The 25,417-nt window shown below is 69.9% G+C and carries 21 protein-coding genes and 1 pseudogene; 4 read left to right on the forward strand and 18 right to left on the reverse strand.

Annotated features, from left to right (window positions below; translation table 11 throughout):
• Positions 1-390: pseudogene (locus E2651_RS08790) on the forward strand (hypothetical protein); the annotation flags it as partial.
• 14 nt (positions 391-404) lie between these two features.
• Here E2651_RS08790 and E2651_RS08795 read toward each other — a convergent pair.
• Positions 405-794, reverse strand: a complete 390-nt coding sequence (locus E2651_RS08795; RefSeq protein ID WP_135330503.1) for a VOC family protein — start codon at positions 792-794, stop codon at positions 405-407.
• A 134-nt stretch (positions 795-928) separates the two neighbouring features.
• Here E2651_RS08795 and E2651_RS08800 point away from each other — a divergent pair, with 134 nt between their 5' ends.
• Entirely contained in the window at positions 929-1,816 is an 888-nt protein-coding gene (locus E2651_RS08800; RefSeq protein WP_135330504.1) for a LysR family transcriptional regulator, read from the forward strand.
• Positions 1,817-1,822: 6 nt separating this feature from the next.
• Here E2651_RS08800 and E2651_RS08805 read toward each other — a convergent pair whose 3' ends face one another.
• From E2651_RS08805 to E2651_RS08860, 12 genes are all read right to left on the reverse strand, one after another.
• Positions 1,823-2,326, reverse strand: coding sequence for a thioesterase family protein (locus E2651_RS08805; RefSeq protein ID WP_167828742.1), 504 nt, complete (start codon positions 2,324-2,326; stop codon positions 1,823-1,825).
• Positions 2,323-3,288, reverse strand: coding sequence for a 3-hydroxyacyl-CoA dehydrogenase NAD-binding domain-containing protein (locus E2651_RS08810; RefSeq protein WP_135330468.1), 966 nt, complete (start codon positions 3,286-3,288; stop codon positions 2,323-2,325). The genes E2651_RS08805 and E2651_RS08810 overlap by 4 nt, the downstream gene beginning before the upstream one ends.
• Positions 3,289-3,311: 23 nt before the next feature.
• Complete coding sequence (locus E2651_RS08815; RefSeq protein ID WP_209446100.1) at positions 3,312-4,208, reverse strand: 3-keto-5-aminohexanoate cleavage protein; 897 nt, start codon at positions 4,206-4,208, stop codon at positions 3,312-3,314.
• Positions 4,209-4,282: 74 nt separating this feature from the next.
• Positions 4,283-5,137 carry a TetR/AcrR family transcriptional regulator gene (locus E2651_RS08820; protein ID WP_135330469.1) on the reverse strand — a complete coding sequence of 285 codons (855 nt, stop codon included), beginning with the start codon at positions 5,135-5,137 and terminating at the stop codon, positions 4,283-4,285.
• 127 nt (positions 5,138-5,264) lie between these two features.
• Positions 5,265-7,688, reverse strand: coding sequence for a beta-N-acetylglucosaminidase domain-containing protein (locus E2651_RS08825; RefSeq protein WP_135330470.1), 2,424 nt, complete (start codon positions 7,686-7,688; stop codon positions 5,265-5,267).
• Between the two features lie 61 nt (positions 7,689-7,749).
• A complete protein-coding gene (locus E2651_RS08830; protein ID WP_135330507.1) occupies positions 7,750-9,009 on the reverse strand; it encodes an alpha-L-fucosidase in 1,260 nt (419 codons plus the stop codon).
• Positions 9,009-10,085, reverse strand: coding sequence for an ABC transporter ATP-binding protein (locus tag E2651_RS08835; protein ID WP_135330471.1), 1,077 nt, complete (start codon positions 10,083-10,085; stop codon positions 9,009-9,011). Before E2651_RS08835 ends, E2651_RS08830 begins: the two co-directional genes overlap by 1 nt.
• Complete coding sequence (locus E2651_RS08840; protein ID WP_135330472.1) at positions 10,072-11,094, reverse strand: ABC transporter ATP-binding protein; 1,023 nt, start codon at positions 11,092-11,094, stop codon at positions 10,072-10,074. The genes E2651_RS08835 and E2651_RS08840 overlap by 14 nt, the downstream gene beginning before the upstream one ends.
• The gene (locus tag E2651_RS08845; protein ID WP_135330473.1) at positions 11,091-12,011 is read right to left on the reverse strand and encodes an ABC transporter permease; all 921 of its coding nucleotides are present in this window, start codon (positions 12,009-12,011) and stop codon (positions 11,091-11,093) included. The genes E2651_RS08840 and E2651_RS08845 overlap by 4 nt, the downstream gene beginning before the upstream one ends.
• Entirely contained in the window at positions 12,008-13,084 is a 1,077-nt protein-coding gene (locus E2651_RS08850) for an ABC transporter permease (protein ID WP_135330474.1), read from the reverse strand. Before E2651_RS08850 ends, E2651_RS08845 begins: the two co-directional genes overlap by 4 nt.
• 4 nt (positions 13,085-13,088) lie before the next feature.
• Positions 13,089-14,729, reverse strand: coding sequence for an ABC transporter substrate-binding protein (locus tag E2651_RS08855; protein WP_135330475.1), 1,641 nt, complete (start codon positions 14,727-14,729; stop codon positions 13,089-13,091).
• Positions 14,730-14,805: 76 nt separating this feature from the next.
• Positions 14,806-15,852 carry a LacI family DNA-binding transcriptional regulator gene (locus E2651_RS08860; RefSeq protein ID WP_135330476.1) on the reverse strand — a complete coding sequence of 349 codons (1,047 nt, stop codon included), beginning with the start codon at positions 15,850-15,852 and terminating at the stop codon, positions 14,806-14,808.
• Between the two features lie 198 nt (positions 15,853-16,050).
• Here E2651_RS08860 and E2651_RS08865 point away from each other — a divergent pair, with 198 nt between their 5' ends.
• Both E2651_RS08865 and E2651_RS08870 read left to right on the forward strand, forming a co-directional pair.
• Positions 16,051-17,961 (forward strand): hypothetical protein, encoded by a 1,911-nt coding sequence (locus E2651_RS08865; RefSeq protein ID WP_135330477.1) that lies wholly within the window; start codon positions 16,051-16,053, stop codon positions 17,959-17,961.
• 112 nt (positions 17,962-18,073) lie between these two features.
• Positions 18,074-20,323, forward strand: coding sequence for a terpene synthase family protein (locus E2651_RS08870; RefSeq protein WP_135330478.1), 2,250 nt, complete (start codon positions 18,074-18,076; stop codon positions 20,321-20,323).
• Positions 20,324-20,378: 55 nt separating this feature from the next.
• Here E2651_RS08870 and E2651_RS08875 read toward each other — a convergent pair whose 3' ends face one another.
• The 5 genes from E2651_RS08875 to E2651_RS08895 all read right to left on the reverse strand — a co-directional run bounded on the left by E2651_RS08875 (position 20,379) and on the right by E2651_RS08895 (position 25,269).
• Positions 20,379-21,239: a metallophosphoesterase gene (locus E2651_RS08875; RefSeq protein ID WP_135330479.1), complete on the reverse strand. Its 861-nt coding sequence runs from the start codon at positions 21,237-21,239 to the stop codon at positions 20,379-20,381.
• Between the two features lie 50 nt (positions 21,240-21,289).
• Positions 21,290-22,936: a cytochrome bc complex cytochrome b subunit gene (locus tag E2651_RS08880; RefSeq protein ID WP_135330480.1), complete on the reverse strand. Its 1,647-nt coding sequence runs from the start codon at positions 22,934-22,936 to the stop codon at positions 21,290-21,292.
• A gap of 94 nt (positions 22,937-23,030) precedes the next feature.
• Positions 23,031-24,110, reverse strand: a complete 1,080-nt coding sequence (locus E2651_RS08885) for an LLM class flavin-dependent oxidoreductase (RefSeq protein WP_135330481.1) — start codon at positions 24,108-24,110, stop codon at positions 23,031-23,033.
• On the reverse strand, positions 24,110-24,649 hold the full coding sequence (locus E2651_RS08890) for an SRPBCC family protein (RefSeq protein WP_135330482.1): 540 nt from the start codon (positions 24,647-24,649) through the stop codon (positions 24,110-24,112). Before E2651_RS08890 ends, E2651_RS08885 begins: the two co-directional genes overlap by 1 nt.
• Positions 24,650-24,771: 122 nt before the next feature.
• Positions 24,772-25,269 carry a helix-turn-helix domain-containing protein gene (locus E2651_RS08895; RefSeq protein WP_135330483.1) on the reverse strand — a complete coding sequence of 166 codons (498 nt, stop codon included), beginning with the start codon at positions 25,267-25,269 and terminating at the stop codon, positions 24,772-24,774.
• Positions 25,270-25,417 lie beyond the last annotated feature (148 nt).

Below are 25,417 nucleotides of genomic sequence, written 5' to 3' on the forward strand. Positions count from 1 at the left end.
CTCCTCAACCCCTCGACCCCGCCCACCGGTGGCGCGCTCCCCCAGGCCGGGCAGATCACGCTCGACAAGCCGGTGCGCGACATCCAGGGCTGCGACTTCGTCTCGGACACCCGTCTCGTCTGCGCGTCCAACGACGCGTCGAAGGAGCTGTGGCCCGAGGACCGCCCGATGCTCCAGGTCGACCTGGAGCGCGCGCTCGACGGGAAGCCCGTCACGGGCAAGGTGACAAGCCTGTTCGCCGCGCCGCAACGGAGCATCTGCCCCGGCACGTTCGAGGCGGAAGGCGTGGACTACGACTCCGCGCGCCGCACCCTGCGCGTCGAAGTGGTGCCGCCGGTGCCCTGCCTGGTGGCGACCTCCGTGTACGCGTACCGGCCGACGACGGGGTGACAGCAGGGGGCGGTTCAGGCCTCCTTCGGGTACCAGCGCAGCTCCACGGTGTTGCCGTCCGGGTCCTGCACGTACAGGGAGATCGCGGTGCCCCGGGCGCCGAAGCGCTTGCCGGGACCGTCCACCACCGTGAACACGCCGGAATCGATGACCTCTTGCCAGTCGAGCGGTTCGACCACCAGGCAGATGTGGTCGACGTTGCTGCCCACCGGCTCTCCGGCGGGCGCCGTGACGAGGTCGATGATGGTGGTGGGGCTCACCCGCACCGAAGGGAAGGGGACCTTGCCGGCGCGCCATTCGTCCACCCGTACCGGTTCCAGTCCCAGCGGGCCGGTGTAGAAGGCGAGTGAACGCTCGATGTCGGCGACGTTCAGGACGAGGTGGTCGAAGGCGATCACGCGCATGGGGTGTCTCCGCGGGGTCGGGGCGCCGGGGGCGCCGAGGCCGTTGATTTCGGTGGCTTCACCATCGCCCGTCAAGAACTCATCGGTCCAACACATGCTTGTCATCTGATCCATCGTGTTTCACGATGGATCAGATGGAGCTCCAGCAGATGCGCTACGTCCTCGCGGTGGCGGAGACCGCGAACTTCACCCGCGCCGCCGAGCGGTGCCACGTCGTCCAGTCCGCGCTGAGCCATCAAGTGTCCCGGCTCGAGAAGGAGCTGGGTGCCCGGCTGTTCGAGCGGACCAGCCGCAGGGTCCGGCTGACCGCCGCGGGGGAGGCGTTCCTGCCGGCCGCCCGCCAGGCCCTTGAAGCGGCCGAGCGGGCTCGGGCCGAGGTCGCGGCGGCCACCGGCGAGATACGGGGCACGCTGGTCGTCGGCTCGATCCCCACCGTGACGGCCGTCGATCTCCCCGCGGTGCTGCGGGACTACCGCCTGCGCTACCCCCAGGTGCGGATCAGCCTGCGGACCGGCGCCAGCGAGCGGCTCGTCGAGCAGGTGCGCGACGGCGGCCTCGACGCGGCATTCCTCGGCGTGCAGCCCGGGTTCCGGCCACAGGGCGTCCACGACCTGGAACTCGCCCATGGGCAGCACGTCGCCGTGGTCGCCCCTGACCACCCGCTGGCCGCGCAGCACGAGGTGGACCTCAGCAGCATCGTCGATGAGGTGTTCGTGGACTTCGCCGCGGGCAGCGCCGCCCGCGCCCAGTCGGACGAGGCGTTCGCGGCGGGCGGGCTGCGCCGCGAGGTCGCCTTCGAGGTGTCCGGCGTCGAACTGATGGCCAGGATGGTCCGCCACGGCCTCGGCATCGCCCTGCTGCCCGCGGCGTTCGCCGCCGAACTGCCGGGCGTGCGCGGTGTCCCGGTCACCAACGGTCCGGTGCGGGTGGAGCGCCTCGTCTGGAGCCGGTTCACCCCGTCTCCCGCGGCCGCCGCCTTCCTCGCCCTGCTGGGAGTCGGCGCACCGCCGCCGGCCGCGTGACCGCCTTCAGCCGCCCACCGTGGCGATGGAGCGGCCCGCCCATTCCGGGGCCGGTTCCACGAGGCCGGTGAGGCGTTCGCGGATCTCGTCCGGGAAGGGCGTGGCGCGGCCCGCGTTCTGGTCGACGTGGAGGGCGAGCAGCTCCGTCGTCGCCACGGGGGCCGCGTCCGGGGCGGGTTCGGCCTCCCCTTCCCCGGTGGACTCGACGACGTACATCTCGTGCGTGAAGCGCGCCTTCTTGGCGTCCGCGCCCAACATGCGGGTGCGGACGACGAGTTGGGCGCCCTCCGGGACGTCGTCGAGATAGCGGATGTGTGACTCGACCGTGTAGAGGGAGCATCCGGTGGACTCGCGGTAGCCCGCGTGCAGACCCGTCTCGATCATCATGGCGTCGGTGGCGTAACCGAAGACCAGGACGTAGAAGGCCTCGCTCATGTGACCGTTGTAGTCGATCCACTCGGGCCGGACGGTCCGGCGAAGCAGCGGCAACCGGTCGGTGGTGTCGGTCACTTGGCTTCCTTCCGCTGCTGCGGCAGGCGGCCCGTCGCCCGCAGTACGTCGATGACTCCCTGGTCGCGCTCGGCGACCAGGTCGGCGATGGTCCGTCCGTCCGCCGCGTCGTCGCATCCCGCGACCACGGCGTCGTACAGCTTCTTGTCGAGCTCGGGCGCTTCGAGGCGCGTCCACGGGGACTTCAGGGACGGGCCGAAGTGGTCGAGCATGTGGGCCATGCCGCCCTCGCCGCCCGCGAGCGCGAAGGTGAGCATCGGGCCCATGAACGCCCAGCGCAGGCCGGGGCCTTCGGTGATCGAGTCGTCGATCTCCTGGACGGTGGCCTCGCCGTTGGCGACCATGTGCAGGGCCTCGCGCCAGAGGGCTTCCTGGAGGCGGTTGGCTATGAAGCCGGGCACTTCGCTCTTCATCGTGATGACCGACTTGCCCGCGATCTCGTAGAAGCGGGAGGCCCAGGTCACGGCGTCGACGTCGGTCTGCTCGCCACCGACGACCTCGACGAGCGGGATCAGGTAGGGCGGATTGAAGGGATGCCCGACGACGAGGCGGCCGGGGGTTTCCGCCCCGGTCTGCATGTCGGTCATCGGGTAGCCGGAGGTGGAGGAGGCGATGACGACTCCGGCGGGCGCGGCGGCGTCCAGCTCGGCCAGCAGATCGCGCTTGAGCTCCAGCTTCTCGGGGGCGCTCTCCTGCACGAACTGGGCGTCGGCGACGGCCTCTTCGAGGGTCGCGGCGACGGTGAGCCGGTCCTTCGAGGCACCCTCGGCGAGGCCGAGCCGGGTCAGCGCCGGCCAGGCCGCGTCCACGAGACGGCGCAGCTTCCGCTCGGCGTCGGGCGCGGGGTCCCAGGCGGTGACGTCGTACCCACGGGCCAGGAAGTGGGCGACCCAGCCGCCGCCGATGACACCGGCGCCTACGCAGGCGACGTGGCGGACTTCTTCGGGGGTGGTGATGGTCATGATGGTGGTCCTCCGTGGGGGGGTCAGACTCGCGGCTTCAGGCCGAGCTTCTCGCGGGCCTCGTCCGGCGTGGCGACGCGCGAGCCGAGGTTCTCGGTGATCTGGACGGCGCGTTCGACGAGTTGAGCGTTCGTCACCTTGTTGCCCTTGCCGAGGTAGAGGTTGTCCTCCAGGCCGACGCGGACCTGGCCGCCGAGCAGGATGGACTGCGCGACCCACGGCATCTGCATCCGGCCGAGCGCGAAGCTGGCCCACTGGGCGCCTTCGGGGAGCATGTTGACCATCGACTGGAGGACACCCGGGTCGGCGGGCGCGCCCCACGGGATGCCCATGCAGAGCTGGAAGACGGTGGGGTTGTCGAGCAGCCCCTCGGCGAGCAGCTGCTTGGCGAACCAGAGCTGACCGGTGTCGAAGATCTCCAACTCGGGCCGCACGCCGAGCTCCTGGATGCGCTTGGCACCCTGGCGGAGCATGTCGGGGGTGGAGATGTAGAGGTTGTCGCCGAAGTTGAGGGAGCCGCAGTCGAGCGTGCAGATGTCGGGGAGCAGGTCCTCGACGTGCGGGAGCCTGTCGAGGCCGCCGACCAGGTCGGTGCCGGGCAGCTCGCCGAGGTCCTTCAGCGGCTGGACCGGGTCGATGACCAGGTCGCCGCCCATGCCCGCCGTCAGGTTGATGACGACGTCGGTGCCGGTCTCCTTGATGCGCTCGACGACCTCGCGGTACAGGCGCGGGTCACGCGAGGGGTCGCCGGTCTCGGGGTCGCGGACGTGGATGTGCACGACGGCGGCGCCCGCGTCGGCGGCCTCGACCGCGGACTTGGCTATCTGCTCGGGCGTGACGGGGACGTGCGGACTCTTGCGGACGGTGTCACCGGCGCCGGTGAGGGCGGCGGTGATGATGACGTCTTGGTTCACGGGCACGGTGAACTCTCCCTGGGGGTAGGGGTGTTGTGCTGATTCTTCTTGATGCGTACGTGTGTGAAGTGGGCGCCCGGTCAGTCGCGGGGCGGCCGGGGCGCGGTCAGCGTCGACTCGACGTACACGAGCAGTGCCTCGTGCATGTCGTCGGGGGACGTGCCCTCCGCGCCACCGGGCGTGGAGGCGAGCACCTGCGTGGCCAGGCCGTCGATCAGGGCGGTGAGCCGGAGGGCGGCGGAGTGCGGGTCGACGAGGCGGAACACGCCCTGGTCGACGCCGCGCCGGAGCACGTCGGCGACGGTGGCGCGCCACTGCCGGTAGTAGTCGGCGTGCAGCCGTCCGACGGCGGTGGAGCGGGCGGCCTCGGCCCACAGGTCGAGCCAGACGCTCCACTGCCAGCGCTGCTGCGGGGTGCGGGGGATCTGCAGCTCGATCAGCTGGCGCAGTTCGTCCGCGGCGTCGGCGGCGTCCGCGACGCGGGCCGCGCGGCGGGCGGTGTCCTCGTCCATGCACCAGCGGACGGCGGCTTCGAGGAGGTCGTCGCGGCCGGGGAAGTGGTAGTGGATGGCGGCGGTGCTAGTGGCGCAGGCCTCGGCGATGTCGGCGACGCGGACGGCGTGGAAGCCGCGCTCGGCGACGAGGCGGACGGTCTCGCGGACGATCTGGAGGGCGCGGCCGCCTTCCGGCGCGGTGGCGCGTTCGCGCTTCGCCGCGGGCGGCGCGATCTGGGCACCCAGGAGCCAGCCCGCGTCGACGCCGCCGGTGTCCGCGATGCGGGCGAGTTCGGCGGCGGTGAAGCGGCGGGTGCCGCCGAGGGAGCGGGAGAGCTTGGAGGGGTCCATCACGATGCGGCGGGCGAATTCGCGCTGGGTCGTGCCGGCGCCGGCGATGACCTTGCGGACGCGGTCCGCCACCTCGGGGTCTTGCTGCATGGTCGGTGAGCGTACCCGCACGTTGCGATACACGCAACGCGCGGGCAGCAAATGCCGTGATCCCTACCAGATTGAGATGCTGACTAACGCATCAGTCGCCCATGCGCAACGGCTTCAGGCGCGCGCCTCACGCGCTCTTGCGCGCGAGCACCTCCACCTCCGCCATGTTCAGCTCGGTCTTCTCCTGGGCCGCCAGCCACACCCGTACGTAGCGGCCCTTCACCTTGGGCACGGTGATCACGGTCGGGCTGCCCGCCTGTGCGGACTCGTGATGCGACCAGACGCCGGGCTTGTCCTTCTGTTCGGCGAGCGTGCCGGTGAAGGGCTCGTCGGATGCGAGGACGTAGTAGTCGCGGGTGCGGTCGGCGCAGCAGTCGCCCCGGTTGAAGACCCGGATCTCCTCGATCGCCGCCGAGCTGCCCAGGTCGACCTGCCACCAGGGCTGTGCCTCCGTGCCACCGGTGGTGGAGAAGTTGAAGCGGTCGCCGTCGGACGACTTCTCCGCGCCGAACGGGCGCGTGCCGTCGTCCCACTCGTAGTCCGAGACCTGCGTCGCCTTCGCGCCGAGCGCGAGATTGCGCAGCGGGGGCAGGCCCTGCGAGGCGTCGTGCCGCTCCTGGACGCCAGTGACGAACTCGTCCAGGAAGGGGTCGGCGATCTTCACGGGGCCGCGCTGGTGGTGCTCGGCGGGGTCCACGGTGATCTCCGAAGCCTGCTTGGCGAGGCCGTCCATCGCCTTGCGTTCCTCGGCGGCCTTCTCCTTGTCGCCCGCCTCGATGGCCGTGAGCGCGGCAAGGCCATGGCGCAGGGCCTGGCCCCAGAGCTCGGTGGCGTCGAGCCAGCGGTCCGCGTCATGCAGGAAGAGCTTGTCCGGTACGCCCGCGCGCAGCGCCGCCGGGGTCTTCTCGATCTCCTTCGCCGTGGGGCGCAGCGCTTCGATCGCCGCCGGGGGATCCGTCTCGTACTTCTCCCAGAACGCCTCCAGCTTGGGGCCGAGGACGGGCGACTGGGGCTGCCAGTTCTTCGCGCCGAACGTGGGCGCCGCGTGGTTGAGGTCCACGAAGGTCTGCACCGCGTCGGCGACCCGCTCATCGCCCCCGGCGAGATACAGCGCGGACTGCCGCGCCGACCGCGCCCGCTCGTACCCCCGGTCGTTCCAGGAGAAGTCGTTCATGGTGAACACGGCCAGCTTGCTCGCCGCCTCCTGGTTCATCGGGTTGGAGACGATGCCGCTCAGGTGCCCGGAAAGCCCCGCCTCCCGCTTGTCGTAGGGAGCCAGCAGCAGCCGACCCGCCGTCCGCGCGAAGTCGTTGACCGGGTAGTTGTCCCAGACGAACACCTTCCGCCCGAACAGCTCGGCCGCCTTCTCCGCCTGCGCGTTGGTGATCTCCGGCGGGACCACGTCCGTCCCCGTCCACATCACCTCCACCGCGCCGTCCAGCTCGGCCCGCATCGTCTGCTTGTAGGCGGTGTCGGTCAGGTCCCCGTACTCGGTGGGCACCATCTGCAGCGGATTGGCGCCCTCCTTCTGCGCGATGAACTCCCGCTGGATGGTGTTGAGCAGCCCGACCTGCGCCTTGGCCGCGGGCCCGCGCCCCGGCTCCCCGAACTTCGCCTTGTCGGCGTCGCAGTTCCACTTGGTGTAGCTGATGTCGTCCAGCGGTACCGAGAAGGACCGCACTCCCAGGTCGTACATCGCCTGGAGTTTCGCGGTCAGCGCCCTGACGTCCGCCGGGTCCGAATAGCAGATGGACCCGCCGGGCGACACGGCGAAGGTGAAGCGGACGTGGTTGGCGGTCGCGCGGTCGACGAGCTTGCCCAGCTCCGCGAGCTTGTCCGCCGGGTAGGGCTCGCGCCACTTCTCGCGGTGATAGGGGTCGTCCTTGGGCGCGTACACATAGGTGTTGGCCTTGGTGTCGCCCAGGAAGTCCATCTGATCGAGGCGTTCGGCCTCGGTCCAGGGCGGGCCGTAGAACCCCTCGATGCTGCCGCGCAGCGCCATGGAGGGGAAGTCGGAGACCTCGGCCCCCGCGATCCGTCCCCTCGATACGAGCTGCCCGAGCGACTGTGCCGCGTAGAACTGCCCGGTCGCGTCCTTGCCGCCGAGCGCGACGGTGCGGCCCCCGGCCCGCAGCGCGTACCCCTCGGCCTGCTCCGGCACCTTGGTGTCGCCGAGCGCCTTCGCGATGTCGGCGCGGGTCGCCGGGCCGAGCAGCAGGGTCAGCGGGGCACGGCCCGACGCCTTCGTACGTACGTCGATGTCGCGCACCCCGTGGGCGCGCAGGATCTCGGTGACGCGGGCCTTGGCCGCCGGATCCGTGTCGTCCCCGACGACGAGTTCGGCTTCGCGGGCGAGCGGGACGTCGTCGCCCGCTCGAGCCATGTGCTGCGGGGTCGGCGATACGACGGGGAGCCGGCCGGACACGGCTTCCTCCTGGGCTGACCGGGCTGAGGGCGGCGCAGCCGCCGCTGACGGGGCAAGGGGGACAGCGAGGACGGCCAGCGCGAGGAGCGCCGTCCTGGGTCTGAGAGCGCGTGTGGTGCGGGGCATAGGGCCTCCGGACTCGGGTTGGGGGTGCGGGTGCGGGCTTGGTGGGCGCGCATGCGCCGCGTCAGTCGCGCGTATGCGCTCCGTACAGGTCCAGTTCGCCGTCGAGTTCGAGGGCGAGCACGGTGCAGAGAGGATCGAGCTGGTCGTCGCTCACATGGACGTACTCCCAGCCGGGTACGTCGCCGAGGCCGCCGACCCGTTCGTGGCGGGCCTCGACTCCCTTGCCCAGTACGCGCGCGGACGTCACGACGTTGCGTACGCCGCGCAGAACCACGTACTCGTTGGGCCGGTCGAAGAGGAACAGATACAGGGTGCGGCGGTCGGCCGAGAGCGTCGAGGGACCGTAGAAGTGGCCGTGCGGAAGGCCGCGCACCGTGCCGTACACGGCGTCGGTGTGCCGGGACGTCCACTCCCCCAGCGCTTCGAGGCGCTCGGTCTGCTCGGGAAGCAGCGTGCCGTCCTCCTTCGGGCCGACGTCGAGGAGGAGGTTGCCGCCGCCTCCGACGGCCTCCACGAAGATGCGGACCAGCTGCCGGGGCGACTTGTGGTGATCGTCCTGCGGCTGGTAGCCCCAGGAGTCGTTGACCGTGAGGCACAACTCCCATGGCTGGGACGGTGGTTCGATCGGCACGCCCTGCTCGGGCGTCGCGTAGTCGCCGTGTCCGGTGAGGCGGCCGTTGACGACGGTGTGGGGTGACAGCGCGCGGATCTCGTCGGCCAGTTCCGCCATCCGCCACTGCTCGGGGCTGCGTTCCCACTCCCCGTCGAACCAGAGCAGGTCGGGCTCGAACTGTTCGAGCAGTTCCCGCACTTGAGCGCGGTGGAAGGCGAGGAAGTCCGCCCACCGTTCCTCGGACTCCTCGCCTGCCGCGGGCATCGAGTAGCGGTTGCCGCGCTCGGCGGGGTCCTGGCCGTCGGGGCGCACGGTGGCGTAGTCGGGGTGGGACCAGTCCAAGTGCGAGTAGTACAGGCCGACTTTGATGCCGCGGGCGCGCAGGGCGGCGACGTACGGGGAGATGAGGTCGCGGCCCGCAGGGGTGCGCTTGATGACCGACAGGTCATTGGCGGCCGTGTCCCACAGGGCGACCCCGTCGTGGTGCTTGGCGGTGAGGACGGCGTAGCGGGCGCCCGCGCGGACGAACAGGTCCGCCCAGGCCTCGGGGTCGTACGCGGAGGCGGTGAAGCCTTCGAGCTGCGCCATGTAGCGGTCGTAGGGCACCTGGTCGTGGAAGAAGGACCAGGACTCGGCGACTCCGTCCACGCTGTAGATGCCCCAGTGGAGGAAGATGCCGAGCTTGGCGTCCGTGAACCATGGCTGAATCACTGGGAGTTCTCCTCGTCGAGAGGGTCTTCGTAACGCGCGTCGTAGCTCCAGCAGTGCGCCCACTGCCCGTCGTCGAAGTGGGTGCGCGGCGGGAAGGCGGTGGCGCACACCGGTCGGGCGATGGGGCAGCGCGGGTGGAAGCGGCAGCCGGTCGGCGGGTCGACCAGGCTGGGCGGCTCGCCGAGGGTCTCCTCGTCGTCGAGGACCTCCGGTTCGTCGAGCAGGCCGCCCCGGTCCGGGTCGGGCGCGGACTCCAACAGGAGCCGCGTGTAGGGGTGTCGGGGGTGTTCCACGAGTGCGTCGCCCGGTCCCGACTCGACGAGCTGGCCCGCGTAGAGGACCTTGATCTCGTCGGCGAAGTAGCGGGCGCTCGCGATGTCGTGGGTGATGTAGAGGATCGCGAGGCCCTCGTCGTCGCGGAGTCTGCCGAGGAGGTTGAGGATGTCGAGGCGGATGGAGACGTCGAGCATCGACACCGGTTCGTCGCCGAGCAGCACCTTGGGGCGGGCGGCGAGCGCGCGGGCGATGGCGACGCGCTGGCGCTGGCCGCCGGACAGCTCGTGCGGGAACTTGTCGATGAACTGGTCGGCGGGGGTGAGGTTGACCCGCTCCAGGAGCTCGACGACCGCCTTCTCCAGCTCCGCCCTGCCCCGGACGTGGCCGTGCAGGCGCAGCGGCCTGCCGAGGATGTAGCGCAGCCGGTGTACGGGACTCAGCGAGGAGAAGGGGTCCTGGAAGACCATCTGCACCTGGCGGTAGTACGCCCGTTTGCCCTTGGCCGAGCGCGCCGCCACGACGGGAACTCCGTCGAGGCGGATCTCGCCCTCGGTGGGCGGATAGCCGAGCGCGAGCAGCCGGGCCAGCGTCGATTTCCCGCTGCCGCTCTCGCCGACGAGTGCGGTGATGCGGCCCTGGTGCAGGGCGAGGGTGGTGGGTTCGACGGCGCGTACGACCTTGCCGTGCTGTCCGGGGCCGTGCAGCGGGAACTGTTTGGTGACCTCGCGGGCCTCGAGTACCGGTTCACCCAGTACCGGTTCAAGTACCGGTTCAAGTACTGGTTCACCCAGGGACATTGGTGCTCCTCGGCTCGTGCCGCTCATGGCGCTCGTGGTGCAGATGGCAGGCGACGCCGCCGCCCTCGCGGTCCAGAAGCGGCGGAACCTCCTGGTCGCACGGGTCGAACCGCTGGGCGCAGCGCGGATGGAACGGGCAGCCCGCCGGCGGGTGCCGCAGGCCCGGCGGTGATCCGGGGATGCCGGTGATCTCGCGGCGGGGGCCGCGCAGGGGCGGGAAGGCGCTGCGCAGTGCGGCCGTGTAAGGGTGCCGCGGTTCGGTGTACAGCTGCCGGGCGGGGCCGGTCTCGACGACGCGGCCCGCGTACATGACGGCGATCCGGTCGGCGATCTCGATGAGGAGCGACAGGTCGTGCGTGATGAAGATGACCGAGAAGCCCAACTCCCGTTTGAGCTTGGCCACTTGGCGCAGGATCTGGCGCTGCATGACCACGTCCACGGCGGTCGTCGGCTCGTCCATCACCACGAGGTCCGGTTCGCAGGCGAGCGCGAGCGCGATGGTGGCGCGCTGCCGCATGCCGCCGGACAGTTCATGGGGGTAGGCGCGCACCCGGTCGGCCGGGATGCCGACCATGCCGAGCAGCTCACCCGCCCGCCGCCAGGCGTCGGCCCGCGACATGCCGCGGTGCAGCCGCAGTACGTCGGCGAACTGTGCGCCGAGCCGGTGCACCGGGTTGAGGGCGTTCATGGCGCTCTGGAAGACGATCGCGACGCGCTCCCAGCGCAGGGCGCGCAGCTCGCGTTCGGTGAGCTTCAGGAGGTCGACCGGCGGCCCTTCGCCGTGGAGGTGGACCGTGCCCGCCGTGGTGACAGCGGGCGGCCGCTCGAGCCGGGTGAGGGCCGTGACCAGCGTCGACTTGCCGCAGCCGCTCTCTCCTACGATCCCCAGGGTCTCCCCGCGGTACAGGGTGAGGTCGACATCGCGTACGGCGTGGACGGGTTCGGCCTGGTCGAAGTAGTCGACGCGCAATCCGCGCGCCCGCAGCAGCACGTCCGTGGTGTCGCTCATCGTGCCTCCTCGGTGGTGCGCAGGGCCGCCGCCGCTGCCCGGCGGCGCACGGCCCGGCCCGGCTTGCGAAGGCGGGGGTTGGCGATCTCGTCGATGCCGAAGTTGATGAGGCCCGCCGCGATGCCGATGACGGCGATGCACGCGCCGGGCGGGATGAACCACCACCAGGCGCCGCGCGCCAGGGCCGAGGCGTTCTGCGCCCAGTAGAGCATCGAGCCCCAGCTGGTGAGGTTGATGTTGCCGAGGCCGATGAAGGAGAGCCCGGCGTCGGCGAACATCGACAGGACCACGGCGGACAGGAAGCTCGCCGAGATCAGCGGCGCCAGGCTGGGGATCAGCTCGCGGGTGATGATCCACCAGCGGCTCTCACCGGTCATCTCGGCGGCCGTGACGAAGTCCCTTCGCCTCAGCGAGAGCGTCTGCGCGCGTTTGCCGCGGGCGCCCCACGGCCAGGACGTGAGGCCGATGATGAGGGCGACCGTGAGCCAGCCGCCGCGCCCCTTGACGTAACTCGCGACGATGATCAGCAGGGGCAGGCTGGGGATGACGAGGGCGATGTTCGTGCCGGCCGTGAGCAGCGCGTCCGCCGTGCCGCCCAGATAGCCGCCCGCGACGCCGACCAGCACCGACAGGGTGGTCGAGATGACGGCGGCCACCAGGCCCACCAGGAGCGAGACGCGGCTGCCGACGACGAGCTGGGCCAGGACGTCCTCGCCGGTGGCGGTCGTCCCCAACAGATGGGATCCGGACGGTGGTTGCATGCCGTCGGCGGTGTGGATGGCGGTGGCGGAGAGTCCGAAGACGTCCTCCACGAGGAAGGGTCCGGCCAGTGCGAACAGCGCGAAGAACACGAGGATCGCGATCCCGGCCCGCACCTTGCGGTTCTCCGGAAGCCGCCCCTTGAGGGTGAGGTTCATGCGCGGCCCTCCCTGGCCCGTGGGTCGATCAGGCCGTACACGGAGTCGGCGAGGAAGTTCGCCGCGAGCACCGAGAGCGAGACCATCAGGAACAGCGCCTGCATCAGCGGATAGTCGACGCTGGCCACCGACTGGTAGAGCAGATAGCCGACGCCGGGATACGCGAAGACGGCCTCCACCAGGAGTTGTCCGCCGACCACGTTGCCGATGTTGATGGCGAACCCGGCGACGCTCGGCAGGATCGCGTTGCGGGCCGCGTAGCGGAACATCACCCGGCTCTTGCCGAGGCCCTTGGCGCGTGCGAGGAGGACGTAGTCCTCGGAGACCGTCGTGATCATCATGTTCCGCATGCCGATGTACCAGGTGGCCGACCAGCCGAGCGCGATGGTGAGTGCGGGCAGCGCGGCATGGCTGATGACGCTGCCGATGAACTCCATGCTGAGGCCCGGCGTCAGGTCCCCGTCGTACGCGCCGCCCGTCGGCAGCCAGGCCAGCTGGAAGCCGAAGACGAGGACGAAGAGCAGCGCGATCCAGAAGGTGGGGAGCGCGTTGAGGAACATCGCGCCCGGTGTCGCCACCGAGTCGGTCCGTGAGCCCGCGCGGCCGCCCGCCATGATGCCGCCCGCCGTGCCGATGACGAAGGACAGGACGGCGGTGATGCCGACGAGCCCGATCGTCCACGGCAGGCCCGCGCTGATGACGTCCCACACCGGCGTCGGGAAGAACGCCACCGAGAGCCCGAAGTCGAGGTGCGCGACCTGCCCGAGGTAGGTGACGTACTGGCTCCACAGGGGTTCGCCCGGAGCTCCGAACAGCCGGTAGATGCTGGCGATCTGTTCGCCGGAGAGGGCCGAGCGGCCCTGCATCTGCGCGATGAGCGCGGACGCCGGGTCGCCCGGCATCAGCCTGGGCAGCAGGAAGTTGAGCGTGATGGCGATCCAGGCGGCGGCCAGGTAGAAGCCGAGGCGCTGCACGAAGTAGCGGGCGGCGCCGAGCCGGAACCGGCGGGCGGGCCGTTCCTTCGGGCTCGCCCCTGCCGCGACGACAGCCACCGTTTCGGAGGAGGCCGTCATGTGCCTAGCCCGCCTTCGCCGGGCGGAGGGACAGGATCGTCTGCACCATGTCGGTGGGGCCCGCCCAGGGCGCGGGGATGGCGTAGGGGTTCTTCTCGTCGGGCCAGCCGGTCCAGTTCTTGCTGTTGTACTGGGCGGAGGCGCCGTTGGTGATGAGCGGGGCGGCGGGCACCTCGTCGATCATCAGCTTCTGCAGCTTCGCGGAGAGCTTCTTGATGGTCGCGTCGTCGCCCGCGCGCTCCATCTCCTTGAGGATGCCGTCGGCCTTGGCGCTCTTGTAGTGGCCGTAGTTGGTCCAGATGCCGACGTTGTCGCTGTGCAGCATGTCCCGGTAGAAGTTGTACGGCGTGTTGTAGAAGACGGCGCCGCCGACCAGGACGTCGAACTTGGCCTGCTGGCGCGCCGTGTCCAGCTGGGCGCTGGGCATGGGCTGGACCTCGACCTTGACGCCGGCCTTCTTCAGCTCCTGTGCGAGGACCTTGTCCCGCTGGATGGAGTCGGCGAACTCGGTCACTTCGAGGATCGTGAAGCTGAGCTGCTTGCCGTCCTTGCCGACGAGCTTCCCGTCCTTCATCTCGTAGCCGGCCTTGGCGAACTCCGTTTCGGCTTCGGCCAGTTCGGGCTCGGGCTGATCGGCGTCCTGATACTTGCCGTCGATCCACTTGCCCTGCGTCTTGGTGTCGAGGCCGGTGAGGTTGAGCGGCTTGAGCATGCCCGGGTTGCCGAGGTCGGCGAGCTCGGAGCGGTCGACGGCGAGGGAGAGACCCTTACGGACGTGGACGTCCTTGAACGGCGCCTTCTTGTGGTTGAAGAACATGTAGGTGCCGCCGTACGTGGGGTACCAGGCGTGGTGGTTCGCCGGGTCCTTGTCGACGTAGCTCTTCTTCACGTCGGGGACGGCTCCGCCGCTCCACTCGACCTCGCCGCTGAGCAGCTTTCCTATCTCGGAGGACGAGGAGACGACCGGCGCCTTGAGGGTCTTCACCGGCACCTTCTGCTTCCAGTAGTCGTCCCTGGCCTCGAAGGTGAGCTGCTGGGCCGCGTACCGCTTGAGCTTGTAGGGGCCGCTCGCCACCGGATCGGGGTTGGTGAAGGTCTTGCCGTCCTTGCCCTTCCAGATCTTGGCGGGGACGGGGCGGATGGAGCCGATGTTGCGCAGGCGGGCGTAGCCGGGGGTGTCGAAGGTGATGACGACGGTGTGGTCGTCGGTCGCGGTCGCCTTCTCGTACTCGAACCTCCAGTCCACCGGCAGGTCCTGCTTCGTGACGTACTCCAAGGCGAAGATGACGTCCTTGGCGGTCAGCTCGGTGCCGTCGCTCCAGTTGGCGCGCTTGTCGAGATCGATGGTGATCTTCTTGCCGCCGTCGGACCAGGCGTACTTGGTGGCGAGCCAGGGGACGAACTTGCCGCCCTGGAGGTTGTTGAAGGAGAACAGCGGCTCGTACTGGAAGCCGAAGGTGCCCTGGCTGGCCTTCACCGAGAACGGGCTGAAGTTTCGGGCGATGGTGTTGCCGGAGAAGCCCATGTTCACGGTCAGCGAGTCGGTGCCCTTGCCGCCGGAGGCGGTGGGGGTCGCCGAACAGCCTGCGGTGACGGCGAGCGCGAGAGCGGCCGCGCCCGTGACGCCCAGTCTGGTCCACTTCATGGCGGGTTGATACCTCCGGATCGGCAGCAATGGCAACGTTGTCTGAACGCGGGGACGTACGTGTGAGGGGCGGTGCTCAGGGGGCGGCGCGGGCTGCGGTGCTGCCGCGCGCCTCCAAGTGCGGGAGCTGGTCCTGGACGCGGACGGCGGGGCCGCCGTCGAGGAGGGCGATCAGCTGCTCGGCCGCGTGCCCGCCGTAGACGGCGGTGTCGCGGACCAGGGCGGTGAGCGCGGGGTGGGTCGAGCGGGTCAGGACGGAGTCGTCCCAGGCGACGATCGCAAGCTCTGCGGGTACGGAGATGCCGTGCTCGGCGGCGACGCCGAGACCGGCGACGGCCAGCACGTCGTTGTCGTAGACGATCGCGGTGGGCCGCTGCTCCCCCGCCAGGACCCGGCGGGTGGCCTCGGCCCCCTGGGTGTCGGAGTAGTCCGTGGTGAGCGAGTGCACGTCGGTCAGGCCGCGCCGGTCGGCCTCCGCCCGCAGGGAGCGGATGCGCCGCCTGGTGTGGGTGAGTTCGGGGAGCCCGGCGACGTGGGCGATGCGGCGGTGGCCGAGGGCGTACAGGTGGTCGACGATGGAGGCCATGGCCAGGGCGTCGTCGGCCCAGAGGTTGGAGATGCCTGGGTAGTCGGTGTGCGGCTCCGGCAGGGTGCCCACGACGACCGCGGGCAGCCCCAGTTCGTCGAGGAGCGGGAGCCGGGGGTCCGTGCCGCGCGGGTCGACGACGAGCATGCCGTCGACCCGGCGCTCGGCCCACCAGCGGCGGTAGACCGCGCACTCCGCGTCGATGTCCTCGACGACCTGGAAGAGCAGCCCGAGCCTGCGGCGCGAGAGCACCTCCTGGATGCCGGAGACGAGCTGGAGGAAGAACGACTCGACGCCCAGCGTCCGCGCCGGTCTGGCCAGGACGAGCCCGACCGTGCCCGAGCCTTCGCCGGAGAGGGCCCGCGCGGCGGCGCTCGGACGCCAGCCGAGCTCTTCGGCGACCCTGCGGACGCGGTCGCGGGTGGACTCGGAGACTCCGGGCCGTCCGTTGAGCGCGAAGGAGACGGCGCTCTCCGAGACACCGGCCCGCACGGCGATGTCCTTGATGGTGGGGCGCCGTGCCGGAGTGCGACGCATGCGTGACCTCCCCTCGCGTTGACTGACCGTTTGGCTGACCGTTTGACTGACCGTTGGTTGACCGACGCCTGGCTAAAGCGCTTGAGGGCGAGCAGGCTAAAGCGCTAAAGGTGCCCGCGACAAGGGGGCGTGAGAATACAAATTCCGGTGCCGTTAAGGGTATTGACGAGGGCGTGTTTCTGCTTCACTCTCACCCGGATGAGCCCAGAACCAGGCCATCAGCCCTTCATGCACGGCTACGACGCCGAGGCGCTGAAGAACTGGAGCCCGCAGTCGGACCGTTGGGCCCGCTACTTCCGCTCACGCGTTCCGCTCGCGCCCCGCATCGCCCCCTTCCCCGCCACCCAGGCCCGGCCCGAACTCCCCACCGGCGCCCAGGTGATGAACCTCTGCAACGACTACGACGGGGCGTTCCTCACCGCCCGGAAGTACGACGACTCCTTCGCCCGCAGGCTGCTCCGCTTCTGGCAGTACACGGACTTCTACGGCTCCTGGCACGGTCTGCCCGTCGACGGATCGCCGGTGGCCGAACCGGTCCACGGACTGGTCAACCCGCCCAATCCCGCCTACACGGACGCGGCGCACCGCAATGGCGTCAGAAGTCTCGGCTGCTGGTTCTGGCCGCGGCCCGGCGCGTTCGCCCCGTATCTCGAACGGCACGCGGACGGCTCGTACCCCGTGGCGGACAAAATGATCGAGATGGCCGCGTACTTCGGGTTCGACGGCTATTTCATCAATCACGAGGCCGAGACCCCGCCGGACGAGGCGAAACGGCTGTGCGAGCTGCTCGGATATCTGCGGTCCCGCGCTCCGGAGGGCTTCCACATCCAGTGGTACGACACGATCCGGCCCGACGGCGGGCTCGACTACCTGAACCACCTGAACGAGGAGAACGCCCCCTGGCTGGAGGCGGGCGCCGACAGCTTCTTCGCCAACTACTGGATGACCGATGCCGGCGTCGAGACCTCCCGGGCCACGGCGCTGCGGCTCGGCCGCGACCCGTACGAGGCGGTCTTCCACGGCACGGAGAACGAGCAGTTCGGCTTCGACCCGGAGTACGACCCGCGCCTGGTCTTCCCCGACGACCGCCCGGCCAGGACCAGTTGGGCCTTGTTCGGTTCGCACTTCGTCTGGGAGCTGCATCCCGGTCACGAGGACCCGGACGCGCAGGACGCCGTCTTCGACCGTGAGCGCCGCTACTGGTCGGGCCCGGCCGCCGATCCCACGCGGACCGGCCGCGCCCTGCCCCACGAGCCCGGTGCCCCGGAACCCGGCAACCACCTCAAGTGGGACGGCGTGGCGCACTACGTCACCGAGCGATCGGTGATCGGCGCGTTCCCCTTCGTCACCCGCTTCAACACCGGGCACGGCCGCGGCTTCTTCCTGGCGGGGCGCCGGGCGAGCCACGCCGACTGGTACAACGCGTCGGTCCAGGACGTCCTGCCCACCTGGCAGTTCTGGTCGCGGGGCGGGGACGCGCCGCCGGACTTCGACTACACGCGCGCGTACGACGGCGGCTGCTCGCTGCGCCTTCCGGGCGGTGCGACGGTCCGCCTCTACAAGACGGAGCTCGCGGTGCGCACGGGCGCGGAGAGGGTCTCGGTCACGTACGCGGGGAACGCGGGCGCGCTGGAGGTGGGGCTGCTCTTCACCGACGATCCGGCGCGCTTCGTGTGGCTGACCGAGCGCGAGGCCCCCGAAACCACCGGATGGCGTACGTCCACCCACCCGCTCACGCAGTTTCGCGACCGCACGATCGCGGCGCTGGCGGTGCGCACGGCATCTCCGGTCCACCTCGGCGAACTCACCCTGCGGGACGGCGAGTTCATCGCACCGTCATGCCCCGAGGCCTTTCAGGTCGACACCGCGTACGTAGCCGGCGACACGGCCGAGGCCTTCCTCTCCTGGCGCATCGCCGACCCCGCACAGGTCTGGTACTACGACCTGCGCCGGGGGGACGAGTGGCTCGGGCGGATCTACGACGAGGTGTACTACGTGAAGTCGCTGCGGCGGCACGGGAACGAGGCGGCCACGGAGCTGACCCTCACGCCGGTCGCCCCCGACGGCACACCGGGCGAGCCCGCCGCCTGCTCCATGAACTGGGTTTGAACTCCATGGATCACGCGATGGTGTGAGACCTCTGCGGCCGCCGCATCGTCCGGCGCCGCGGGGGGTAGTGCTGAGCTGCCCATATGCCGCCGCGCGAGGAGAACTTGACCGTATGTCACAGCCGTTCGACCTGCCCAGCTTCTACATGGTTCATCCCGCCCGTCTCAATCCGCATGTGGAAGAGGCGAAGGCGCACTCCAAGAAGTGGGCACGCGGCATGGGGATGCTGGAGGGTTCGGGGGTCTGGGAGGAGAGCGATCTGGACGCCCACGACTATCCGCTCCTGTGCGCCTACACCCACCCCGACTGCGACGGCCCCGCGCTGTCCCTGGTCACCGACTGGTATGTGTGGGTGTTCTTCTTCGACGACCACTTCCTCGAACTCTTCAAACGCACCCAGGACCGCGAGGGCGGCAAGGCCTATCTCGACCGGCTGCCGGCCTTCATGCCCATGGACCTGTCCACGCCCGTGCCGGAGCCGACCAATCCGGTCGAGGCGGGGCTCGCGGATCTCTGGGCGCGGACGGTTCCGCACATGTCGCGGGGCTGGAGGGAACGGTTCGCCGAGAGCACGAAGAACCTGCTGAACGAATCCCTGTGGGAGCTCTCGAACATCAACGAGGGGCGGATCGCGAACCCCGTCGAGTACATCGAGATGCGCCGCAAGGTGGGCGGCGCGCCCTGGTCGGCGGGGCTCATCGAGTACGCGACGGGCGCCGAAGTGCCGCCGGCCGTGGCGGAGTCCCGGCCGCTGCGGGTCCTCAAGGAGACGTTCTCCGACGCCGTCCACCTGCGCAACGACCTCTTCTCGTACCAGCGGGAGATCGAGGACGAGGGCGAACTCTCCAATGGTGTCCTGGTCCTGGAGAAGTTCCTGCACTGCACGACGCAGGAGGCGGCGAACGCCGTGAACGATCTCCTGACCTCGCGGATGCAGCAGTTCGAGGCCACCACGCTCACCGAACTGGCCCCGCTGTTCGCCTCCACCGGGCTCCCCGCGAAGGAGTGCGCGGACGTCCTCGCGTACGCCAAGGGGCTTCAGGACTGGCAGTCCGGCGGGCACGAGTGGCACATGGTCTCCAGCCGCTACATGAACGAGAAAGTCGCCGCCGCGGCCTCTCCGCTCTCCGGCCCCTCGGGCCTGGGCACGTCGGCCGCCGGCATCAAGGCGCTCCTGTCGGCCACGGGCGCGGAGCGGCTGCGCGGCCACACGCACATCCCCTTCCAACGGGTCGGTCCATCCCGCCTCCCGGACTTCAACCTCCCCTACAAGACAACGCTCTCGCCTCACCTGGAGGCGGCACGCCCGCGTTGTGTGGAGTGGGCGTCGCGGATGGGGATGCTGGAACCTCAGCTGGGCGTGCCGAGCTCGGACATCTGGGACGCGCGCAAGCTGTACGGCTACGACTTCCCGCTCTGCGCTGCGGGCCTCCACCCGGACGCGGACCTGGAGGCCCTGGATCTGGGCTCGCAGTGGCTGACCTGGGGCACCTACGGGGACGACTACTTCCCGGTGGTCTTCGGCAGGCCCCGCGACCTGGCGGGCGCGAAGCTCTGCAACGAGCGCCTCTCCCTCTTCATGCCGCTGGACTTCGCCGACATGCCGGTGCCGGCGAACGCGCTGGAGCGGGGCCTGGCGGACCTGTGGCAGCGCACGGCCGCCCCGATGGACGAGGAGGCACGCCGCACCCTGCGCACCTCCATCGAGGTCATGACGGAGAGCTGGCTCTGGGAGCTGGACAACCAGGCCATGCACCGCGTCCCCGACCCCGTGGACTACATCGAGATGCGCCGCCTCACCTTCGGCGCCCCGCTCACCATGAGCCTGTGCCGCCTGGGCAACGGCCCCCAGGTCCCCCAGGAGATCTACCGCACGGGCCCGATGCAGAACCTGGAGAACTCGGCGATCGACTACTCGGCCCTGATGAACGACGTCTTCTCGTACCAGAAGGAGATCGAGTACGAGGGCGAGGTGCACAACGGCGTCCTCGTCGTCCAGAACTTCTTCGACGTCGACTATCCGACGGCTCTGGGCATCATCGACGACCTGATGAAGTCACGCCTGAGCCAGTTCCAGCACGTGGTCACCCACGAACTCCCGGTCCTCTACGACGACTTCGACCTCCCCCAGGAGACACGGAACATCCTCGACGGCTACGTACGCGAGCTGGAGAACTGGATGGCGGGCATCTACACCTGGCACCGCGACTGCCACCGCTACCGCGAGGAGGACCTCTCACACGGCCCGCTCAAGACCCCGGTCGGCTTCGGCATGGCGGCCGTACGCCCCGACTGGCTCCGCGAGTTCGGCCGCGCCGCCGACCTCCAGATGGAGGCGACGGCCGGCGGCGCACAGGACTGAGACGGCCTGCATCCCGCACGGACCACCCGCATCCCGCACGGACGCCCCGCATCCCTCACGCCCCGTCGCCCGGCTCCGGCAGGATCTGGCGCAGCCTCGGGGCGGGGTGGTGGTCGCGGGTCCACTCGCGGGGGTAGCCGACGGAGACCTCCTGGAAGCGGACGCCGTCGTGCCAGGTGGTGCGGGGGATGTGGAGGTGCCCGTAGACGACGGCTGCCGCGTCGTACTTGATGTGCCAGTCGGCGGTCAGTTCGGTGCCGCACCACAGGGCGAACTCCGGGTAGTGCAGGATCCGCGTGGGGTGGCGCACCAGGGGCCAGTGGTTGATCAGGACCGTGGGCAGGCCGGGGGGCCGCTGGGCCAGGCGTTCCTCGGTGAACGCCACGCGGGCGCGGCACCAGTCGTCGAGGGCGGGGTAGGGGTCGGGGTGCAGCATCATCTCGTCGGTGCAGACGACGCCCGCCGCGTGGGCGGCCTCCAGCGCCTCGCTCTTGGTGTGCGTGCCCTCGGGGCGGAACGTGTAGTCGTAGAGGAGGAACAGCGGGGCCACCGTGACCGGGCCGCCCGCGCCGCGCCACACGGGGTAGGGGTCGTCGGGGGTCGCGGCGCCCAACTCCCGGCAGAGTTCGACGAGATGGCGGTAGCGTGCCTCGCCGCGCAGCTTGACCGGATCGCTGGGGTGTGTCCACAGCTCGTGGTTCCCCGGTGTCCACACCACTTTGGCGAACCGGTCGGTGAGGGTGCGCAGCGCCCATTCGACGTCGGCCAGGCGCTCGGCGGTGTCCCCGGCGACGATCAGCCAGTCCTCGTCGGTCTGCGGGCGCAGGGACTCGAGGAACTTCCGGTTCTCGTCGTACGCCACGTGCAGATCGCTGATGGCGTACAACTTCGGCGTCTTGTCCGCTACTTGGTCCACTCCGCGAGGCTATCCGCAGCGCCGCCGCCGCGTGGCACGATCAGCCCCCGTCAGTGATGGGAGTCACCACCCCGCTGGATCTCCAGGTACTCCTCGGGGGTCGCCTTGGGCACCTGGGCCGACGGCCCGTACATGGCCCGCCCCAGGCGCGCCCGCAGCCGCTCCCCCCGGGTGACCTTGCGGGCCACGCCGTTCGCGTCGACCAGCGGCCCGAGCTCGTACGGCTTGGGCTGCTCGTGCGCGGTGAGGGTGTGCAACTCGCCCTGTGAGAGCGGGATGTGGACCTCTACGTACTCGCCGTGCGGCAGGCGTTTGACCGTGCCGCTCTCCCGCCCCCGCAGCGCCTTCTCGCGGTCCCGGTGCTGCAGGCCCATGCACCATCGGTGGGTGACGAGGAAGGCGATGACCGGTCCGGCGAAGAAGGCGATCCGTACGAACCAGGTGATCGCGTTGATGGAGAGATGGAAGTGCGTGGCCCACAGGTCGTTGCCGCCGCCGATCATCAGCACGCCGAACAGCGTCAGCCAGGCCACGCCGATCCCGGTGCGCACGGGTGCGTTGCGCGGCCGGTCCCCGATGTGGTGCTCCCGTTTGTCACCGGTGACCCAGGCCTCGACGAACGGATAGACCGCGATCGCCACCATGATCAGCGGGAAGAGCGAGAACGGGATGAAGACGCCGAGTTGGAGCGTGTGCCCCCAGGCGTTGATCTCCCAGCTGGGCATCACCCGGATCAGCCCCTCGGAGAAGCCCAGATACCAGTCGGGCTGGGCTCCCGTGGAGACCAGGTCGGGACGGTAGGGCCCCATCGCCCACACGGGGTTGATGGTGGCGACCGCGCCCATGACCGCGAGGACACCGAAGACGAGGAAGAAGAAGCCGCCGGCCTTGGCGACGTAGTTCGGAAAGAAGGGCACCCCGATCACGTTCTTCTCGGCCCTTCCGGGCCCGGGGAACTGCGTGTGCTTGTGGTAGAAGACCAGGATCAGATGGACGAGGACGAGCCCCAGCATGATCCCCGGCAGCAGCAGCACATGCAGGCTGAAGAGCCGCGGAATGATGTCGTCGCCCGGGAACTCCCCGCCGAAGAGGAAGAAGGAGAGATACGTCCCGATGACCGGGACGGACAGGATGGCGCCCTGCGCGAAGCGGATGCCGGTGCCGGAGAGCAGGTCGTCCGGGAGCGAGTAGCCGGTCAGGCCGGTGATGATGCCGAGGAACAGCAGCGTCCAGCCGAACAGCCAGTTGAGCTCGCGCGGCTTGCGGAACGCCCCGGTGAAGAACACCCGCATCATGTGCACGAGCATCCCGGCGACGAAGACGACCGCGGCCCAGTGGTGGATCTGCCGGATCAGCAGACCGCCGCGCACCTCCATGCTGATGTCGACCGTGGACTCGTACGCCCGGGTCATCTGGATGCCGTTGAGCGGCTTGTAGACACCGTCGTAGACGACCTCGGTGCCGCTCGGTTCGAAGAAGAGGGTCAGATAGATCCCGGTGAGGATCAGGACCAGGAAGCTGTAGAGGCAGATCTCCCCGAACATGAAGGACCCGTGCTCCGGGAAGATCTTGCGCATCTGGCTCTTGGCCACGGTGTGGATGCCGAGGCGTCCGTCCGCCCAGTCGGCGACCCGCTCGCCTTTCCCCGCAGGTTCCGGCCGTCGGCCGTCCCGGACGTGCTCGTCGCTCTCGCTCATGCGACCCCCCTCCGGCGTCTACCAGGGTAGGTCGTGGAGTTCAATGAGCCAACAGGCCTCGCACGAGCGGGAGTTGACGATCAACCGGCACGGGTCACATCGCGACGGCGGCAGGCGCGCCCGGCTCTCGCTCCACCTCCCGGACGAGCCCGATCGCCCGCCCCAGCGTCGCGAGCCGCGCGTCCAGGCTCTCGCCCGCCGGATAGAAGCGGACCGTGTCCACGCCCGCGTCGCGCCAGACCCGCAGCCGGGCGCGGACCATGTCCTCGGTGCCGATGAGCGTGGTGGCGAGGACCATCTCATCGGTGATCAGGGCCGTCGCGCCGTCGCGGTCACCGGACTGCCAGCGGCTGCGGACCTCGGCGGCGGTCTCGGCCCAACCCTGCCTGCTGTAGGCGTTGTTGTAGTAGTTGGTGGTGGCGGAGCCCATGCCGCCCAGGCTGAAGGCGAGTTCCTTCTTGCGGCCCGCCACCATCGCGCGCAGCGCGTCCTCGTCGTCGGCGAAGGCGACTTCGGCGCCCTGGCAGACGTTCAGGTCGGCGCGGGTGCGCCCGGCGGCGGCGAGGCCTGCGTCCAGGTGGTCGAAGTACGCCTCCTTCGCACCCTCCGGCACAAAGCTGGTGCCGAGCCAGCCGTCCGCGATCTCGCCGGTCAGGCGCAGCATCTTGGGCGAGAGGGTGGCCAGGTAGACGGGCAGGTCGTGTTCGGCGCGCATCGACAGGCGCATGGGCCTGGCGTCGCCGCCGGGCAGCGGAAGGGTGAACTCCCGTCCCGCGTACGAGATCTTCTCCCCCGTGACGGCCTGCCGGACGATCTCCACGGTCTCCCGCATCCGGGTCAGCGGGCGGGCGAACGGCACTCCGTGCAGGCCCTCGATGACCTGTGGTCCGGAGGGGCCGAGCCCGAGGATGAAGCGGCCGTCGGAGATGTTCGAGAGGGTGATCGCCGCGCGGGCGATGGCCGCCGGGGTCCGGGTCGCGAGCTGGATGATCCCGGAGCCCAGCGTCATCCGCTCCGTGCGCGCCGCCAAGTAGCCGAGCGGGGACGGCGCTTCGGAGCCCCAGGCCTCCGCGACCCAGCAGATGTCCATCCCGAGTTTCTCGGCCTCGGTGACGAAGTCGACCGTCTCCCGCCAGTTCGCCCCGGAGGCCTCGATCGTCGTCGACGTACGCATCAGGCGCCCCGCCTCTCCGCGGCGGCCGGGGCTCCCTCGGCCAGCTCCTTGATCGCGTCCAGTGTGGCCGCCATGTTCCGCTCGAACTCCCTCATCCGTACGAAGACGATCTTCTGTTCCTTCTCCGGCGTCCGGTCGATCGCGTGGGAGAGCCCCGAACGGCCCGGCCCCATCTGCATCCACTGGGTGAGCTCGGTGCCGCCGTCGTCCCGCGCCCGCAGGCTGAACCGCCATAGGGCGCTGGGCTGTTCGGGGTCCTCGACCGCCCAGGAGAAGACACGCGGGGCCTCGCATTCCACGACGTACGACGTGGTCTGCCACGTACCGAACGACTCGTGCTCGCTGCGGCCGACGAACCGGGCGCCGGTCACCGGCCAGGTCGCCCCGTCCAGCCACTCCACCGACCGCAGCTCCGTGCTCAGCGTGGGCATCAGGCCGATGTCGGCCACCAGCTCCCACACGCGTTCCGGTGACGCCGCGATCTCTCTGCGCACCTCGGCCGTCGGCTTGTCCGCATAGCGCGCGCCTGTCCACTCCATCGTGGGTCGCCTCTCTGTCGTCGTAGCTGAGCTGTCGTCGCCGATCCACCTCGCCGACCACGAGAGTTGCGTAGATAGACTCACTCGTCAAGGGTGTACAGGGCAGGGTGTGCGGGGGAGGTTCAGCGGCTGAAGCGCTCCTGGATGTCCGGCCGTTCGGCAAGCCGCGCCGGGTAGCCGGGGCCGATGCGCGCGCGGGTGTCCGCGGCCGTCATCGGCTCCTTGCAGTGGGCGCAGACCACTTCGGCGGCGGCCTCGTGCCCGCAGCGGTCGTGGTGGAAGACGACCGGCGGCCCCTCGTCGCCGCTCAGCCAGCGGTTGCCCCAGCTGTTCATCGCCGCGAGTACGCCGAAGAAGTCGCGGCCCTTCTCGGTGAGCACGTAGTCGTAGCGCACCGGCTCGCTCTGATAGGCGCGCTTCTCAAGGAGACCCTCGTCGACGAGGCGGCGCAGCCGGTCGGTCAGTGTGTTGCGCGCGATGCCCAGCTCCTGCTGGAAGGCGTCGAAGCGTTTGATGCCGTAGAAAGCCTCGCGCAGCACCAGCGGAGTCCACCAGTCGCCCAGCAGATCCATGGTGCGGGCGATGGAGCAGGGCCAGTCGGCAAAGGAGGTCCGCCTCATGCCGCAAGGATACGAGAAGGAAGCAAGGGCCCCTGTGGGTCTCAGGACAAGACCCAGCAGTCGGCGGCCGGTGCCGCGGCGCCACGTGACGTACGCCGCAAACACGGCCGCCCCGTTGTGGACGGGGCCCGGAGGCTGATCAAGTGGC

Origin of the sequence: Streptomyces sp. MZ04 (genome assembly GCF_004684775.1) — a bacterium.
Lineage (GTDB): Bacteria > Actinomycetota > Actinomycetes > Streptomycetales > Streptomycetaceae > Streptomyces.

Bases quoted from the DNA above. Each gene is read 5' to 3' on its own strand.
- E2651_RS08860 (WP_135330476.1), bottom strand. From the start codon at position 15,852: ATGCGTCGCACTCCGGCACGGCGCCCCACCATCAAGGACATCGCCGTG.
- E2651_RS08795 (WP_135330503.1), bottom strand. From the start codon at position 794: ATGCGCGTGATCGCCTTCGACCACCTCGTCCTGAACGTCGCCGACATC.
- E2651_RS08895 (WP_135330483.1), bottom strand. From the start codon at position 25,269: ATGAGGCGGACCTCCTTTGCCGACTGGCCCTGCTCCATCGCCCGCACC.
- E2651_RS08820 (WP_135330469.1), bottom strand. From the start codon at position 5,137: ATGCAGCAAGACCCCGAGGTGGCGGACCGCGTCCGCAAGGTCATCGCC.
- E2651_RS08840 (WP_135330472.1), bottom strand. From the start codon at position 11,094: ATGAGCGACACCACGGACGTGCTGCTGCGGGCGCGCGGATTGCGCGTC.
- E2651_RS08835 (WP_135330471.1), bottom strand. From the start codon at position 10,085: ATGTCCCTGGGTGAACCAGTACTTGAACCGGTACTTGAACCGGTACTG.
- E2651_RS08880 (WP_135330480.1), bottom strand. From the start codon at position 22,936: ATGAGCGAGAGCGACGAGCACGTCCGGGACGGCCGACGGCCGGAACCT.
- E2651_RS08870 (WP_135330478.1), top strand. From the start codon at position 18,074: ATGTCACAGCCGTTCGACCTGCCCAGCTTCTACATGGTTCATCCCGCC.
- E2651_RS08855 (WP_135330475.1), bottom strand. From the start codon at position 14,729: ATGAAGTGGACCAGACTGGGCGTCACGGGCGCGGCCGCTCTCGCGCTC.
- E2651_RS08850 (WP_135330474.1), bottom strand. From the start codon at position 13,084: ATGACGGCCTCCTCCGAAACGGTGGCTGTCGTCGCGGCAGGGGCGAGC.
- E2651_RS08885 (WP_135330481.1), bottom strand. From the start codon at position 24,110: ATGCGTACGTCGACGACGATCGAGGCCTCCGGGGCGAACTGGCGGGAG.
- E2651_RS08865 (WP_135330477.1), top strand. From the start codon at position 16,051: ATGAGCCCAGAACCAGGCCATCAGCCCTTCATGCACGGCTACGACGCC.
- E2651_RS08810 (WP_135330468.1), bottom strand. From the start codon at position 3,288: ATGACCATCACCACCCCCGAAGAAGTCCGCCACGTCGCCTGCGTAGGC.
- E2651_RS08890 (WP_135330482.1), bottom strand. From the start codon at position 24,649: ATGGAGTGGACAGGCGCGCGCTATGCGGACAAGCCGACGGCCGAGGTG.
- E2651_RS08800 (WP_135330504.1), top strand. From the start codon at position 929: ATGGAGCTCCAGCAGATGCGCTACGTCCTCGCGGTGGCGGAGACCGCG.
- E2651_RS08845 (WP_135330473.1), bottom strand. From the start codon at position 12,011: ATGAACCTCACCCTCAAGGGGCGGCTTCCGGAGAACCGCAAGGTGCGG.
- E2651_RS08825 (WP_135330470.1), bottom strand. From the start codon at position 7,688: ATGCCCCGCACCACACGCGCTCTCAGACCCAGGACGGCGCTCCTCGCG.